Origin of the sequence: Nocardia sp. NPDC006630, from assembly GCF_040611495.1 — a bacterium.
GTDB lineage: Bacteria > Actinomycetota > Actinomycetes > Mycobacteriales > Mycobacteriaceae > Nocardia.
In genome coordinates, this window is record NZ_JBEXOK010000009.1 from 232,587 (window position 1) to 247,072 (window position 14,486).

Below are 14,486 nucleotides of genomic sequence, written 5' to 3' on the forward strand. Positions count from 1 at the left end.
GGGCCGATTTATTCACTGCCGCAGCAACAATCGGGCCGGTCGCCACGGGCGGTCCGGCTCGATTAAAACGGAGATACCTACGGAGCGGCCCTCATCGGACGCTGACCACCCGGTTGTGCCAGCCGGTGGACCCGCTCGGGAAGGGCGGCGTGCGCTGTTCGGCCTGCAGCTGCCCGGTCCGGTCGGTAGCGCGCACACGGAGCGTATGGGTGCCCGGCACGGCCGTCCACTGCCAGGTCCACTGCCGCCAGGTGTCGATGGAGTACTCGGCCGCGAGTGTCGCGGGCTGCCAGGGCTGATCATCCACCTGCACTTCGACACCCGCGATACCGCGCTGCTGCGCCCAGGCCACGCCCGCGACGGTCACCGCACCCGCCGGGACCGTCGCGAAGGCGGCGGGCACGTCGATGCGGGAGGCGGTCTTGATGGGCGCGCGAGCGGCCCAGCCGCGATCGGTCCAGTAGGCGCTGGCCCGGTCGAAACGGGTAACCTCCAGGTCCACTACCCATTTCGTGGCGGAGACGTATCCGTACAGGCCCGGAACGAGCAGTCGCGCGGGATATCCGTGCGCGATCGGCAGCGGCTCACCGTTCATGCCGATGGCGAGCAGCGCGTCACGGCCGTCGAGGACGGCGGACAGCGGTGTGCCGGCGGTGAATCCGTCGATGCTGCGGGACAGCAGCATATCGGCGTCGGCGTGCACACCCGCGTCGGCGAGCAGATCGGCGAGCGGATAACCCAGCCAGCGCGCGGTTCCGGCGAGCTCACCGCCCACCTCATTGGATACACAGGTGAGCGTGAGAATCCGCTCCACCGCGGTGCGCTGCCGCAGCCCGTCCATATCCAATTCCACGGTGCGATCGGTCATTCCGTGAATCCGCAGCCGCCAGTCGCCGCTGGTGAGCGCGGGCAGCTGCAGGGCGGTATCGACCCGGTAGAACCGATCGTCCGGGGTGAGGAACGAGGTGAGGCCCGCGACCCGGGGCTCGGCCTCCGGCGGCACCGCGGGTGCGGATCGGAGCGGCTTCGGTAAGAGGAAGCGGGCCCGGTCCGCGACCACATCCCGCAGATGTGCGCCGAGCCAGCGGGCCGCCGCGACGGTGCCCACGGCGAGCGCGCCGACGCTCACCGCGGACACCAGGAATCGGCGACGGGTCATATCAGCCGGTTCGGGAGTGCGCAGGGACGGCGTGCCCGCGACCAGCAGTCGCAGGGCGGCGACTCCGGCAGCGATGCCCGCCACGGTCGGAAGCACGAACCATGCTGTCGCCGTTGGCCTTTGCAGCGCGGCGAACACCGTCACGCCACCCAGTAGCAGTAACAGCACGGTGCCCAGCGGCCGCCGGCGCTCGGCCATGCCCGCCACCGCCGCGCCGAGCGCCATGACAACTGACATCGAAATGAACAGTGCCAGTTTGTCATTGCTGCCGAACCGGCGGATCGCCGCGTCCTTCAAGGTATGCGGCGTGTGATCGACCATGGTCGCGCCAAGTACGAAGAAGGGCGAGGAGGCCGGATCGATGAACACCGCGACAAGCTGGCCGACACCGAGCACCAGCGCCGCGGCGAGCAGGCCCGCCGCCGCGCCCCGTATCCAGTACCGCCGCGTGATCGGTGAATTCTGCTGAGGCGCAGGGGAAGTAATGCTCGGTGCGGTCATCGCTTCGGCTCTCGTTCCGGGCCGATCGCCGCTCAGGTGACGAGATTGAGACTGGCGATCGTGGTGGTGGTCGGCAGTGGTGAGCCGCCCGCCGGTTCCACGGTGACGGCCAGGGTGTCCACCGATCGGAAGGTGGTCACCACCGGACCGCGCGGCACCGAGTCGAGGACGGCGGCGGAGCGCGCCTGGCCGCCGAGCGGTACCAGCCACACCTGATAGGCACGGGCGGCCGGCGGCGCCGGAACCCGAAGGAAGCGGATCGAGGCCGCCGAAAGTGTTGCGGAAGTGTGTATCTCGAGTTCGCCACCGGTCGAGACCGGGACCATTCGGATCGACACGTCCGATTGCCGATCGATCATCGCCGCGGTGATGCCCGGCCGCTCGGCGCTGCGATAGGCGACCAGGCCGAAGCCCATGCCGATCGCCACCACGAGTACCGCCGCGGCGGCCAGCCACTCGAGTCTCGAGAATCGCGCGAGACCGCCGGCCCGCTGCGGCCCGGTATCGTCCCGGGCGCCCTGCAGCACCCGATCGAGGGCGCGCATCAGCCGGTCCTCCACATGCTTCGGCGCCGGGTAGGCATCGACAATGCTGAGCTCGGCCATGCTCTCCCGCACCGCGGATACGGTCGCGTCGAACTCGGCCACGGTCACCCGATCGGCGCGGGTGCGCCGCAGTTCGATATCGCCGCGCTCATGATCGGTCACGGCGTCCATCGCATACGGATAGGCGAGTTCGAGCAGTTCCATATCCGGATGCTCGACAATGCTCATCACAGGTCACCTCCTGTCAGACAGGCCGCCAGGCGTTTGAGCCCGTCGCGGATCCGGGTTTTCACGGTGGGCACCGGGGTGCCGAGATGTTCGGCCACTTCGGTGTAGGTGCGGCCGCCGTAGTAGGCCAGTTCGATGGTTTGGCGCTGCAGCGGAGTCAGCGTGCCGAGGCAGTGCACCACCGCGCGCTCCTCGAGTCGCTGCTCGACCGTCTCCGCCACCACATCGTGATCACGGCCCAGATGCAGCTGACCGTAGGCCAAATCGCGTCCGGCAGCGGAACTCTCGACCCGGATGCGATCGACGGCCCGCCGATGGGTGAGCATCATGAGCCACCCCATCGGACTCGATATCCGCTCGTCGTAGCGGGAGGCCAGGGACCACGCCTGCAGGTACACCTCCTGGGTGACCTCCTCCGCGGTCGCGCGATTGCGCGACATGCGTAGCGCGAGACCGAATACGCGATGGCTGGTCAGCCGGTACAGCTGTGTGAACGCGGCACGGTCACCCGCGCCCACCGCCGCCACCAGGGCGGCGAGGCGGCGGGCCAGGTCGTCGTCCCGCTCATTCCCCCGCGTGGGACACGAAGGGCCGGACGACATCTCCCCGTCGAAGTCCCGGAACAGCGGGACAACCGTCGAATTCTCTTCCTCCGTCACGCGGGCACCTGCGGTATTCCTCCAGATCCGGCCGGGACGAACGGGATTCGTGGCTTCGACATCTGCCTCTCGCCTCCTGACGACGTGGTGGACGTGGGCGACCATGGTGCTCGTCCCCGCTCAGGAGGGCGGCATGAGGACGCTGTCGATCAGATAGACCGTCGCGTTCGCGGTCTTCACACCACCGCAGATGACTGATGCGCCACCGACTTTGATGTCGTCACCGCTGCGGGTGACCGTCACGTCGGCGCCCTCGACGGTCTTGTGGGTGCCGGCAATGCTGTCGGGCGCGATCTGCCCGGGCACCACGTGATAGGTGAGGATCTTGGTCAGCGTGGGCGCATCGGTCTTCAGCGAATCGACCGTGGCCGCGGGCACCTTGGCGAAGGCCGCGTCCACCGGAGCGAAGACGGTGAACTGCCCGCCGTCGAGGGTGTCGACCAGATTCACCTGCGGGTTGAGCTGGCCTGACACCGCCGACACCAGCGTCTTCAGCAGCGGGTTGTTGGAGGCCGCGACGGCCACCGGATCCTGGGCCATACCGCTCACCGATCCGGCGCCGGTGGGCACCTGCTGCGCGTAGTCCTTGCAGCCGGGACCGACCAGGTTCGCGGCGCTCGCCGCGCTGGTGGTCGCACCGGCCATCGAGGTGGTCGAGGCGCTGCCGGAGTCGGACTTATCGCTCGAACAGGCGGTGACGCCCGCGGTGGTCGCGGCAAGGGCGACCGCCACGACAAAAGAACGCTGTATCAGCTTCATGAGGATTCGTTTCCTTCGGATTTGTTGGACGGCCCCCGCCGCCGGCCACCGGCCGAAGATCGGGGTGGGATTCGGTCGGCCGGTGACCTTCTACAGGCGGGGCGGCTCGAGCCCCGGTGTTCATCCGTATCCGATGACCACGTACTGGGTTTCGCCCCGGGCCGCCCGCCGGTTTGGTCGAATCGGAAACTTCTTCGAATCCGGCCGCTGACGGTCGCCGGCGAAACTCGTGCCGCCGCGGCCAAACCGGGCAGGGGGGCATGTCGAAATCGAGGTATGCACCCAAGACGGAATATCGCCGTGATCGGCAGCGGAGTAGCCGGGCTCACCGCGGCATATGTGCTGGCCAAGCACGATCGGGTGACCCTGTACGAACGAGATTCCCGCCTCGGCGGACATGCGCACACCCATGAGGTGGAGTTCGCGCCCGGTCGGCGGGTCCGGGTCGACTCCGGATTTCTCGTGCACAACGACCGCACCTATCCGACCCTGCTGCGGCTGTTCGAGGAACTCGGGGTGCCGACCCGGGAGACCGATATGTCGATGTCGGTGCGTGCGGACGCCCTCGGCCTCGAATACGCCGGGGCGAAGGGGCTGGGCGGCCTGTTCCCGACCGCCCGCATGCTGGGCAAGCCCCGCTATCTGCGCATGCTCACCGAGATCCGGCGCTTCCACCGTGCGGCGCGCGAGTTACTGCGGCAGGACGGCTGCGAGCTCACCCTCGCGGAGTTCCTCCGGGAGCACCGATTCAGCCGGTATTTCACCGAATACTTCATGACGCCGCTGGTCGCTGCCGTGTGGTCCTGCGATCCGGACACCGCCACGAGGTATCCGGCCCAGTACCTGTTTCGCTTCCTCGACCACCACGGCATGCTCAGCGTGTACGACTCCCCCGCCTGGCGCACCGTCGTCGGCGGATCGGCGCGCTATGTGGAGAAGATCGCCGCGACGCTCGACGAGGTCCGCACCGGAACGCCGGTGCTCACGGTCGCCGAACGCGGGGACCACGTCCTGGTCGGCGATCGCTCGGGCGTGCGCCGCTTCGACGCCGCAGTCCTGGCCACCCATCCGCAGCAGGCCCTGGCCCTGCTCGCCGATCCGCCCCCGCTCACCGCCGCCGTGCTCGGCGCCATGCCGTACTCGCTCAATCCCGCTCAGCTGCATACCGATGAATCGCTGCTGCCGACGGCGCCGCGGGCGCGTGCGTCCTGGAACTATCTGGTGCCGAGGGACGCCGACAGCGCCGAGGGTGTGGTTGTCACCTATGACATCACCCGGCTGATGGGGCTCGACCATGTCACCGATCGCCGGTTCCTGGTCACCCTGGGCGGCGCGCATCTGGTGGATCCGGCGCATCTCCTCGCCCAGATGACGTACGAGCACCCGATATACACGCCCGATTCGGTTGCCGCGCAGGCCCGGCTGCCCGAAATCGACACGGACCGGCTGACATTCGCCGGGGCCTATCACGGCTGGGGCTTCCACGAGGACGGTGCGCTGTCCGGGCTGCGCGCGGCCGAGCGGCTCGGCGGCTGGTGGCCGGTGCATCTGCGCGGAAAAGCGGCGGACGCGGTGGGGGCACGATGAGCACCGCTCGCGAGCCCGCGCTGTATCTCACGCGAATTCGGCACGTACGCAAGGACCCGGTACAGCACGAGTTCGAATATCGCGGTTACAGCTGGTTTTTCGACGTCGAGAACCCGCCGGTGCTGCCGATCCCGTTGCGCCCCTTCGCCTCGTTCCACGCCGCCGATCATCTCGCGCCGACACGCGGTGAGATCGACGCACACGGCTATACGGGCGCGGTACGGAACAACCGCAGGAGCGACGACCTGCGCGCCCGGCTCGACGACTTCCTCGCCCGCCACGACGTGGACTGCACCGGCGGGCGGATCACCGCGCTGATGAACGCGCGGATGTTCGGCTACGTCTTCGATCCGCTGACCGTGTTCTGGTGCCACGACGCCGGCGGCGAATTGCGCTGTGTCATCGCCGAAGTGCACAACACCTACGGCGAACGGCACGCCTATCTGGTCCGGCCCGACGATCTCGGCCGCGCCGGCGTGGACAAGCGGTTCTATGTCTCGCCCTTCAATGACGTCGACGGGCGGTATCTGCTGCGACTACCCGAACCCGGCGATGAGCTGGCCCTGCGGATCACGCTGCTGCGCGATCGCCGGGCGCCGTTCACCGCCTCGGTGTCCGGCCACCGCGTGCCGGTGACACCGCGCACCGTATTGCGCGCCCAGTGGCGCGCCCCGCTCGCGCCCTGGCTCATCGCGACCCGCATTCGCCGACATGGCATTTCGTTATGGGCGCGCGGACTGCCGATCACACCGCGGCCACTCGCCGAATCTTCCCGAAGGACAGCACTGTGACCAGTTCCTGCCTCGACTCCACCACCGACGCCCTGCGACCCCCGGTGCCCGGCGGGCTGCGCGCCCGGCTGCTGGGTACGGGTGCGTCCGTACTCTTCCGGCGCGCGGTGGCCCGACTGCCGCTGCGGGTGGAACTGCCGGACGGGACGCTTCTCGGAACGCAGTCCGAGACCGATCCCCTGCCGCGCATGATCATTCGCAATCCGGCCGCATTCTTCGCCCGGGTCGGCAGTCAGGGACTCATCGGTTTCGGCGAGTCCTATACGGCGGGCGAATGGACCGCGCCGGATCCGGCGGCCGTACTGCATGTGCTCGCGACCGAGCTCACCCGGCTGATTCCCCGTCCGCTGCAACGGTTCCGGGCCGCGCTGCCGACACCACCGGCCGGAGAGCTGGGCACCACGGACAATGCCCGCACCAATATCGAGCATCATTACGATCTGTCCAACGAGCTGTTCCATCTCTTCCTCGACGACACGATGACGTACTCCGCCGCGCTGTTCGACGACGCCGAGCTCGCGGCCGGCCCGGTGCCGTGGGAGCGGCTGGCGGCGGCCCAGCGCCACAAGATCGACCGGCTGCTGGACGCCGCCGGAGTACACGCCGGGAGCCGGGTGCTCGAAATCGGCACGGGCTGGGGCGAATTGTGTGTGCGGGCCGCCGCGCGCGGAGCGCTCGTGCATTCGGTGACCCTGTCGGCGCGGCAGCAGGAGCTCGCACGGCTGCGCGTCGCGGCGGCGGGATACGCGGAATCGGTCTGCGTCGAATTGCAGGACTACCGCGATGTGCGGGGTTCCTACGATGCCATCGTCTCGGTGGAGATGATCGAGGCCGTCGGATACCGCCACTGGCCCACCTACTTCGAATGCCTGGATCGACTGCTCGCACCCGGCGGGCGAATTGCGCTGCAGGCCATCACCATGCCGCACGATCGCATGCTCGCCACCCGCACGACCTACACCTGGATTCAGAAGTACATCTTCCCCGGCGGCTTCCTGCCCTCGGCCGAGGCCATCGAAGACACTGCCGCACAGCACACCCGGCTGCGCGTGTGCGAGCAGCACGGATTCGGACCGCACTATGCGGAAACCCTGCGGCTGTGGCGGGAAAGGTTCGACAGCCGCGCCGCCGATATCGAATCACTCGGCTTCGACGCGCGGTTCCGGCGGCTGTGGCAGTTCTATCTCGCCTACTCCGAGGCCGGATTCCGCTCGCGCTATCTCGATGTGCGGCATTTCGTCCTGGACCGGCCCGAGGAGCAGCGATGATCATCGCACTGCTGAGTCTGCTGGTGCTCGCCGTTCTGCAGGGCATCACCTTCGTCATCGCCCGGCGCATCGGCAGGTACAACATCGTCGATGTGGTGTGGAGTCTCGGCTTCGTACTCGTCGCCCTGGTCGCGGCCCTGTTCGGCCACGGCGCTCTCGACCGCAGGCTGCTCTTGCTCGGGCTCGTCACCGTATGGGGGCTGCGGCTCAGCTGGCATCTGCACCGCAAAACCGCGGGGCACGGCGAGGACCCCCGCTACACCCAATTGCTCGACCGGCACGGCCACGCGCCCGCAATTGCGCTGCGCCGGATCTTCATTACGCAGGGCCTCTCGCAATGGGTGATATCGGCGCCCATCCAGGTATCGGCCACGGCCGGGCCGACCGCTGGTTTCGGGCGGTTCGTGGTGGTCGCGGGCATTCTCGTGTGGTTGCTCGGCTTCACCTTCGAAGCCGTCGGCGATCGGCAGCTGAAACAGTTCCGGGCCGACCCCGCCAATCGGGGCACCGTCATGGATCGGGGGCTGTGGGCGTGGACCCGCCATCCGAACTACTTCGGTGATTTCGCGGTCTGGTGGGGTCTGTGGCTCATTGCCGCGAGCGCCTGGCCGGGGGTGCTCACGATCTTCGCTCCCCTGCTCATGTCCTATGTCCTGATCCAGGGCACCGGGGCGCGACTGCTCGAACGGTATATGGGCCAGCGTCCCGGGTATCGCGAATACCAGCAGCGTACGGCCTATTTCCTCCCATGGCCCCCACACCGTGCACGATCACACTAGGCTCGCACGAATGGCGGACCACCAGCGCTTCGAGTCGGTGCACACCGACGACGCCGAGCGTGAATCGGGACCGGCCTGTCCGGCCACCAGACCAGCGGGCGGGCCGGATGTCGCACATCGGCTGGCCGAACTGCTGGCCGGTATCGCGGCGGGTGATCGCACGGCCTTCACCGAGTTCTATCGCTCCACCCACGACCGGGTATTCGGCCTGGCGCTGCGCGTGCTGCGCCGGGAGAACGCGGCCGAGGAGATCACCCAGGAGGTCTACCTCTACGTCTGGAATACCGCGGGGCAGTACGACGAGCGGCTGGCCAGCCCGATCGGCTGGCTGATGATGCTCACCCATCGGCGCGCTGTGGATCGGGTACGCACCGAAACCCGTTCCTACACCCGCGATATCGCGTACGGGCATCGCGAACTCGGCCGGGACCACGATGTCGTCGCGGAGGCCGTCGGCCAGCGCGCGGACGAGCGCGCGGTCGTCGACTGCCTCGGCGCCTTGACCGACACCCAGCGCGAAACCCTCGCGCTCGCCTACTACGGCGGGCGTACCTACCCCCAGGTGGCCGAGCATCTCGGCATACCGCTGTCAACCGTCAAGACGCGCATTCGCGACGGCCTCAAACGGCTGCAGAACTGTTTGACGGGAGCGGTGACCGATGTCTGAGAACCAGCACGCCGACCTGCTCGAGCTGGCGATTCCCTATGCTCTCGACGCGCTCGCCGATACCGAGCGTCTCGAGATCGAGGAACGGCTGGGCCGCGCCGGCGAATCCGTCGCGGCCGAGTTCCGGGCCACGGTGCGGGATATCCGCGAAGCCATGGCCGCCATGACGGTCGTCGACGCCCGGCCCGCACCGCCCGCACTCGAGGCGGCACTGCAGCGCGCGCTCGACCAGCAGATCGCCGAATCCGGTTCCGGTGCAACACAGGTCACTCCGCTGCGGGCACGCCGGGCCGTGACACTGCGCTGGATCGCGGCCGCCGCCGCGGTCGTCGTCGCCATCGCCCTCGGCACGACCATTGCCGTGCACCGCAGCGGCACCACCGATTCCGGCGCGATCACCGCCTCGCAGGTGCTCACGCACTCCGATACCCGCGCTGCGACCGAGGAACTCACCGGCGGCGGTACCGTCACCGTCAATGCCTCACGTGAACTGGACGCCGCCACAGTGTCTTTCGCAGCCGTTCCGGCGGCTCCGGCTGATCACACCTACCAGCTCTGGCTGCTGCCGCCGGGCGGGCAACCGAAGTCGGCCGGCATTGTCGCCAGTCTGCCGACCGATCGCGAACCCATGCTCATGCACCTCGAGCACGCTCAGGGCATCGCGGTCTCGGTCGAACCCGCGGGTGGCTCCGATCAGCCGACCACCACTCCCCTGGTCGCAGTGACAGTTCAGTAGCGGCGGTCGAGCGTGAGCTCGACCGGCTCGGGTGCGCGGTCCGGACGGTAGAGGCAGCGGGTTCCGGTGTAGATGGTGGGCATGCACTCATTGCAGTGCACACAGGCCGAGCGGGTGTCCGCATCGGATCGGATGCGGTGCAACAGGTTCGGTTCGCGCAGCAGGGCACGACCCATGGCGACGAAGTCGAAGCCCTCGGCCATGGCGGTGCGCATGGTGTCCATATTCGTAATGCCGCCGAGCAGGATCAGCGGCATGGACAGTTCCCGGCGGAACTGACGAGCCCGCTCCAGCAGGAACGCCTCCCGGTACGGGTACTCCTTCAGGAAGGCACGACCCACCACCTTGAAGCCCCAGCGGGCCGGTCCCGGAAGGGCATTCGCGAACGAGCGCCGGGGTACATCACCGTGGAAGAGCAGCATGGGATTGAGCAGTGAGCTGCCCGCGGTCAATTCCAGCGCGTCCAGGGCGCCGTCGTCCTCCAGCCACGCGGCCACCTGGAGCGATTCCGGGACGGTGAGCCCGCCGCGACGACCGTCCTCCATATTGAGCTTGGCTGTCACCGCGATCCGGTCGCCGACGGCTTCCCTGACCGCACAGGCGATTTCCCGGGCCATGCGCGCCCGGTTGGCGGTCGACCCGCCGTAGTGATCCTTGCGCCGGTTGAGCAGCGGGCTCAGGAACGAGCTGACCAGATAGTTGTGCCCGAAATGGATTTCCACCGCGTCGAATCCGGCCTCCACCGCCAGCCGGGCCGCATTCGCGTGCGCGCCCACCAGCTCCTTGATCTCGTGCGCATCGGGGACCTTCATGGCGCTCATGCTCAGCGGGCTGAACAGCGGGCTGGGCGCGAGCGCCGGCACCCGATTGGACGCCGCATTGGCCACCGGCCCGGCATGGCCGAGCTGAGCGCTGACCGCGGCGCCCTCGGCGTGTACCGCATCGGTCAGCTTCCGCAGTCCCGCAACGGCTTCCGGGCGCATCCAGATCTGGTGCCGATCGGTGCGACCGCCCGGGGCCACGGCACAGTAGGCCACCGTGGTCATGCCCACGCCGCCGGCGGCCACCTCTCGATGGAAGTCGATCAGCTCATCGGTCACCAGGGCGTCCGGGGTACGGCCCTCGAAGGTCGCGGCCTTGATCACCCTGTTGCGCAAGGTGATCGGGCCCAGAGTGGCCGGTGCGAATATCTCGTTCATGCTCGTTCTCCTACCGGCGCGGTCAGCCCGGCCACCACAAAATCCCGCAGTGTCGCCAGGGCCCGCTCGGATATTCCGTGCTCGTCGATCTCAGGGCTGCCGAAACGCATAATGATCAGGTCGAAGGCCAGGGCCCAGCGGCGGCGGCTCTCGCCGGCGCTGAGCTCCGGCAGCAGTGCGGCCCAGGTGTCCATCCGGAACCACCGTCCCTGCCAGGACGTCAGTTGCCGGCTCAGTACGAAGCGGGCCAGTAGCCGAACATGCATGCGGCCCAGAGGATCTGAGACCAATTCGACGAACGGCCCCAGAATCGCGTCGACCACCGCGGGCACCGAATCCCGGCCCGCCGTCGCATCCGCCAGTCCGCTGACCCAGAGCGGGCCCAGCCGATCCTCGATGAGCGCGCCGACCAGGGCCTCCTTCGACCCGAAGTGATAGTGCACCGCAGCCGGATTCGCCCCGGCGGCCGCACAGATACCGCGCACCGACACCTCGTCGTACGGCTCGACCAGCAACACCCGCTCGGCGGCGGCAAGCAACCGCTCCCGGGTTCCCGCCCCGACCTTCTCGACCATGCCAGCAGTGAATCATGTCTCAATCAGTATTTCAATCATTGATTGAAACGGTGAGTCAGACGATCCTCCGAGGCCGATGATTTTCCCCCTTGTGGTCCCCGTCACAGCGTGAGTAGCATGCTACTCACGCAATAGGGCATGCCACAACATTGGGTGGTGTGCCGTCTGGGTCCATGTGGAGGAAAAATGGACAGTGTCGGTCCTCGGTCCGAGGATTTACTACTGCGGGCGAGCGCCCTGCGGAAGGTGACGGTACGACTGGTCCCACTGCTGATGATCGGCTACATCGTCAGCTATATCGATCGAATCAATATCGGGTTCGCCAAGTTCGGCATGGACAAGGCCTTCGGGCTCAGCGCCACCCAGTACGGATTTGTGGCGGGCATCTTCTTCGTCGGCTACATCCTGGCCGAGGTGCCGAGCAATATCGTCATGACCAAGGTCGGGGCGCGGATGTGGCTGAGCCGAATCCTGGTGACCTGGGGGCTGATCGCGGCGGCGACCGCGTTCGCGCCGAATCTCGCGACGGTGTGCGTACTGCGGTTTCTGCTCGGTGTGGCCGAGGCCGGATTCTTCCCCGGCATCATCGTCTATCTCAGCCGCTGGTACCCCAATTCCGAACGCACCCGGGTGATTTCGACGGTCATGGTCGCCATTCCGGTGGCGAGCGTGATCGGCGGGCCGCTCAACGGCTGGATTCTGGATACCTTCGACGGCACGCTGGGGCTCTCGGGGTGGCGCTGGGTGTTCGTGGTCGGCGGCGTGCCCGCGATCGTGCTGGGTGCGGTGTTCTTCTTCGTGCTCACCGAAACGCCCGCCGTGGCGCGCTGGCTGACCGACGGCGAAAAGGCCGCGCTCGCCGCCATTCTGGAGGCCGAGGACGCGGAACGGGCGACCGCCGCACCCGCCGGGCACCGCGCCGCGCTGCGGGACAAGCGGGTGATCTCCCTGTGCGCGGCCTACTTCCTGCTGCTGTGCGGGGCGTATCCGCTCACCTACTGGATGCCGTCGGTGATCAAACAGGCCGGGCACGGACTGAGCAGCTTTCAGATCGGCTGGCTTTCGGCCGTGCCGTTCCTGCTGGCCGCGATCTGCATGTACCTCACCGGCCGCAGGGTCCGGGGCACGGCGTCGTCCCGGCCGGTATTGATCGCCCTCGCCGTATCGGTGGCCGCCTTTCTACTGACGGCGGTCGAACTGCACACGGCGGCAATTGCTTTCGCCGCCATCACGGTGGCCACCATGGCGGCCCAAACCGCGAAACCGCTGTTCTGGTCGGTGCCGACCGGCTACCTCGCAGGGGTGGGCGCGGCCAGCGGCATCGCCCTGATCAATTCGCTCGGCAATGCGGCCGGGTTTGTCAGCCCGTACGCCTTCGGCTGGATTCAGGATGCCTCACACGGCGACACCTCACTGTCGATGGGCGTCATGATCTTCGCCAATATCGCCGCCTTCGCGGTGCTGGCCGGACTGGCGGCCCGCGGACGGCGGGCGCCCGTGGTGATAGCCGGGCCCGAACCGGCATCCGGCGTGGGCACGTAGGCGTTCGCGCGGGCAACGATTAGGCTGGGCAATCGCCCGTGGCAACCTGCCGCGGGCGAATTGCCGTTGTTCGCCCCGGTTCCCCTGAAGAGGTCTCGTGTCGCAGGATGTGCCAGCAGACAGCAAGTCCGAGCGGATCGCCGAAGAGATTCGCGATGCGATCCGGCAGGGCCGGCTGGAACGCGGCGTGCTCTATTCCTCGCGCGAGCTCGGCGAAATGTTCGGCGCCTCACGCACTCCCGTCCGCGAGGCCCTGCTGAAGCTGGCCGATCTGGGCCTGGTGCGGATCGAGCGCAATCGCGGCGCGCGCGTGGTCGGCCAGGACGGGCGCGGCATTGTGGACCTGTGCAGCATGCGCATCCTGCTGGAGCCGCCCGCCTGCCGCAGCGCCGCCGCGGTGATGACCAGCCGTGACGATGCGGCCATGCTCACCGAGTACCGAATCATGGAGCAGCTGGCCGACGGCGGCGCCGAATACTTCGCCGCCGATGAGCGATTGCACGATCTCATTCTGCAGGCCAGCGGAAATCAGCGGCTGGTCAAGGCCGTTCGCGAACTGCGCCAGACGCTGAGCCTGGATGGGCGGCACAGTGTGCCGCAGTATCAGCCGGTCGAGGTGGCACTGCACGATCACAAGGAGATCGTCGACGCCCTGCTCGCGCGTGATGGCGTCGCGGCCGAGCGTGCCATGCGCCGCCATCTGGTGCGCTCAGGTGATCTGCTGGTCGCGCACAGCACCGGCAATGAGCGCGGGCTGGTCGCCGAATGGCGGCGCTGGGTCGCGATTTCCGCGCTCGAAGGCGAGTAGGGCGCCCCCGCAGACACTCTCATGTCACCTTTCAGAATCTTTGCTGCCAAACAGTTGCATGCTACTTACGACTATTAGTATGTTGCAGTGGTCTAGTGAACCATCACTCGGCAGTCAGGTCCGGTGAAAGGACATGCTGTGGACCCAACTTCGTATGCGGCGTCGATCGCCCGGGGCATCTGGTCGGCGGGGGTCGATCTGGTCGGATACGTCCCGTCCGTGAGCGTCGCGCCCGTCATTTCCGCCCTCGTGGCATCCAGTGGCGGCGCGGACGGCCGCTCGCGGACCGTCTTCCCGCTGTCCCGGGAGGAGGAAGCGGCCGGGGTGCTCGGCGCGCTCCCACTGGCAGGGAAGCTCGGTGCGATCGTCATGCAGGACAACGGATTCGGCAATGCGCTGACCGCGCTCACCACCTTCAACACGGCCTATCACCTGCCGCTGCTGATCGTGGCCAATACCCGCGGCGGGCTCGGCGAATACAACTCGATGATCCACACCTTCAGTCAGTACGCGCCCGGCATGCTGCGGCAGATCGGGCTGCCGGTCTTCGAAATCGACCGGCGCAGTGCGGCTTCCGATTGGGAGTCGGTCGTGACCGAGGCGGGTGTGCACGCGCGCATGACCTTCCGGCCGGTCGTGGTGCTGACCCACTTCTGGAATACCGACGGAAAGGCGGCCTGATC

At 67.7% G+C, this 14,486-nt stretch carries 15 protein-coding genes; 9 read left to right on the plus strand and 6 right to left on the minus strand.

Going from position 1 to position 14,486, the window contains the following annotated elements; translation table 11 throughout:
* Positions 1 to 91: 91 nt before the first annotated feature.
* The 4 genes from ABZX86_RS27175 to ABZX86_RS27190 all read right to left on the minus strand — a co-directional run bounded on the left by ABZX86_RS27175 (position 92) and on the right by ABZX86_RS27190 (position 3,851).
* Entirely contained in the window at positions 92 to 1,660 is a 1,569-nt protein-coding gene (locus tag ABZX86_RS27175; protein ID WP_355127483.1) for a molybdopterin-dependent oxidoreductase, read from the minus strand.
* 32 nt (positions 1,661 to 1,692) lie between these two features.
* A complete protein-coding gene (locus ABZX86_RS27180) occupies positions 1,693 to 2,433 on the minus strand; it encodes an anti-sigma factor (RefSeq protein WP_355127484.1) in 741 nt (246 codons plus the stop codon).
* Entirely contained in the window at positions 2,433 to 3,035 is a 603-nt protein-coding gene (gene sigK, locus ABZX86_RS27185; protein WP_355127700.1) for an ECF RNA polymerase sigma factor SigK, read from the minus strand. The genes ABZX86_RS27180 and sigK (ABZX86_RS27185) overlap by 1 nt, the downstream gene beginning before the upstream one ends.
* Before the next feature lie 177 nt (positions 3,036 to 3,212).
* On the minus strand, positions 3,213 to 3,851 hold the full coding sequence (locus ABZX86_RS27190; RefSeq protein WP_355127485.1) for a fasciclin domain-containing protein: 639 nt from the start codon (positions 3,849 to 3,851) through the stop codon (positions 3,213 to 3,215).
* 276 nt (positions 3,852 to 4,127) lie between these two features.
* Between ABZX86_RS27190 and ABZX86_RS27195 the strand changes: the two genes are divergently transcribed.
* The 6 genes from ABZX86_RS27195 to ABZX86_RS27220 are packed head-to-tail and all read left to right on the plus strand — an operon-like array spanning position 4,128 to position 9,679.
* Positions 4,128 to 5,438, plus strand: coding sequence for an FAD-dependent oxidoreductase (locus ABZX86_RS27195; RefSeq protein ID WP_355127486.1), 1,311 nt, complete (start codon positions 4,128 to 4,130; stop codon positions 5,436 to 5,438).
* The gene (locus tag ABZX86_RS27200; RefSeq protein ID WP_355127487.1) at positions 5,435 to 6,229 is read left to right on the plus strand and encodes a DUF1365 domain-containing protein; all 795 of its coding nucleotides are present in this window, start codon (positions 5,435 to 5,437) and stop codon (positions 6,227 to 6,229) included. The genes ABZX86_RS27195 and ABZX86_RS27200 overlap by 4 nt, the downstream gene beginning before the upstream one ends.
* Before the next feature lie 32 nt (positions 6,230 to 6,261).
* Positions 6,262 to 7,497 carry a class I SAM-dependent methyltransferase gene (locus tag ABZX86_RS27205; protein WP_355127701.1) on the plus strand — a complete coding sequence of 412 codons (1,236 nt, stop codon included), beginning with the start codon at positions 6,262 to 6,264 and terminating at the stop codon, positions 7,495 to 7,497.
* Positions 7,494 to 8,276, plus strand: a complete 783-nt coding sequence (locus tag ABZX86_RS27210; protein ID WP_355127488.1) for a DUF1295 domain-containing protein — start codon at positions 7,494 to 7,496, stop codon at positions 8,274 to 8,276. The genes ABZX86_RS27205 and ABZX86_RS27210 overlap by 4 nt, the downstream gene beginning before the upstream one ends.
* A gap of 10 nt (positions 8,277 to 8,286) precedes the next feature.
* Positions 8,287 to 8,943 carry an ECF RNA polymerase sigma factor SigK gene (sigK, locus tag ABZX86_RS27215; protein ID WP_355127489.1) on the plus strand — a complete coding sequence of 219 codons (657 nt, stop codon included), beginning with the start codon at positions 8,287 to 8,289 and terminating at the stop codon, positions 8,941 to 8,943.
* The gene (locus ABZX86_RS27220) at positions 8,936 to 9,679 is read left to right on the plus strand and encodes an anti-sigma factor (protein WP_355127490.1); all 744 of its coding nucleotides are present in this window, start codon (positions 8,936 to 8,938) and stop codon (positions 9,677 to 9,679) included. Before sigK (ABZX86_RS27215) ends, ABZX86_RS27220 begins: the two co-directional genes overlap by 8 nt.
* On the opposite strand, the gene ABZX86_RS27225 is transcribed toward ABZX86_RS27220, so the two are convergent.
* Positions 9,673 to 10,878, minus strand: coding sequence for an NADH:flavin oxidoreductase (locus tag ABZX86_RS27225; protein WP_355127491.1), 1,206 nt, complete (start codon positions 10,876 to 10,878; stop codon positions 9,673 to 9,675). The two genes, ABZX86_RS27220 and ABZX86_RS27225, sit on opposite strands and share 7 nt — an antisense overlap.
* Positions 10,875 to 11,453: a TetR/AcrR family transcriptional regulator gene (locus ABZX86_RS27230; RefSeq protein ID WP_355127492.1), complete on the minus strand. Its 579-nt coding sequence runs from the start codon at positions 11,451 to 11,453 to the stop codon at positions 10,875 to 10,877. The genes ABZX86_RS27225 and ABZX86_RS27230 overlap by 4 nt, the downstream gene beginning before the upstream one ends.
* Before the next feature lie 186 nt (positions 11,454 to 11,639).
* On the opposite strand from ABZX86_RS27230, the gene ABZX86_RS27235 reads away from it, so the two are divergent.
* The 3 genes from ABZX86_RS27235 (at position 11,640) to ABZX86_RS27245 (ending at position 14,484) form a co-directional block, all read left to right on the plus strand.
* Complete coding sequence (locus ABZX86_RS27235) at positions 11,640 to 12,995, plus strand: MFS transporter (RefSeq protein WP_355127493.1); 1,356 nt, start codon at positions 11,640 to 11,642, stop codon at positions 12,993 to 12,995.
* A 97-nt stretch (positions 12,996 to 13,092) separates the two neighbouring features.
* A complete protein-coding gene (locus ABZX86_RS27240; RefSeq protein ID WP_355127494.1) occupies positions 13,093 to 13,803 on the plus strand; it encodes a GntR family transcriptional regulator in 711 nt (236 codons plus the stop codon).
* Positions 13,804 to 13,941: 138 nt separating this feature from the next.
* Positions 13,942 to 14,484 (plus strand): thiamine pyrophosphate-binding protein, encoded by a 543-nt coding sequence (locus ABZX86_RS27245; protein ID WP_355127495.1) that lies wholly within the window; start codon positions 13,942 to 13,944, stop codon positions 14,482 to 14,484.
* Positions 14,485 to 14,486: the final 2 nt, after the last annotated feature.

What these genes read in the sequence shown, in the direction of transcription:
- ABZX86_RS27175 (WP_355127483.1), bottom strand. Translation starts at nt 1,660, where the DNA reads ATGACCGCACCGAGCATTACTTCCCCTGCGCCTCAGCAGAATTCACCG.
- ABZX86_RS27180 (WP_355127484.1), bottom strand. Translation starts at nt 2,433, where the DNA reads ATGAGCATTGTCGAGCATCCGGATATGGAACTGCTCGAACTCGCCTAT.
- sigK (WP_355127700.1), bottom strand. Translation starts at nt 3,035, where the DNA reads ATGTCGTCCGGCCCTTCGTGTCCCACGCGGGGGAATGAGCGGGACGAC.
- ABZX86_RS27190 (WP_355127485.1), bottom strand. Translation starts at nt 3,851, where the DNA reads ATGAAGCTGATACAGCGTTCTTTTGTCGTGGCGGTCGCCCTTGCCGCG.
- ABZX86_RS27195 (WP_355127486.1), top strand. Translation starts at nt 4,128, where the DNA reads ATGCACCCAAGACGGAATATCGCCGTGATCGGCAGCGGAGTAGCCGGG.
- ABZX86_RS27200 (WP_355127487.1), top strand. Translation starts at nt 5,435, where the DNA reads ATGAGCACCGCTCGCGAGCCCGCGCTGTATCTCACGCGAATTCGGCAC.
- ABZX86_RS27210 (WP_355127488.1), top strand. Translation starts at nt 7,494, where the DNA reads ATGATCATCGCACTGCTGAGTCTGCTGGTGCTCGCCGTTCTGCAGGGC.
- sigK (WP_355127489.1), top strand. Translation starts at nt 8,287, where the DNA reads ATGGCGGACCACCAGCGCTTCGAGTCGGTGCACACCGACGACGCCGAG.
- ABZX86_RS27220 (WP_355127490.1), top strand. Translation starts at nt 8,936, where the DNA reads ATGTCTGAGAACCAGCACGCCGACCTGCTCGAGCTGGCGATTCCCTAT.
- ABZX86_RS27225 (WP_355127491.1), bottom strand. Translation starts at nt 10,878, where the DNA reads ATGAACGAGATATTCGCACCGGCCACTCTGGGCCCGATCACCTTGCGC.
- ABZX86_RS27230 (WP_355127492.1), bottom strand. Translation starts at nt 11,453, where the DNA reads ATGGTCGAGAAGGTCGGGGCGGGAACCCGGGAGCGGTTGCTTGCCGCC.
- ABZX86_RS27235 (WP_355127493.1), top strand. Translation starts at nt 11,640, where the DNA reads ATGGACAGTGTCGGTCCTCGGTCCGAGGATTTACTACTGCGGGCGAGC.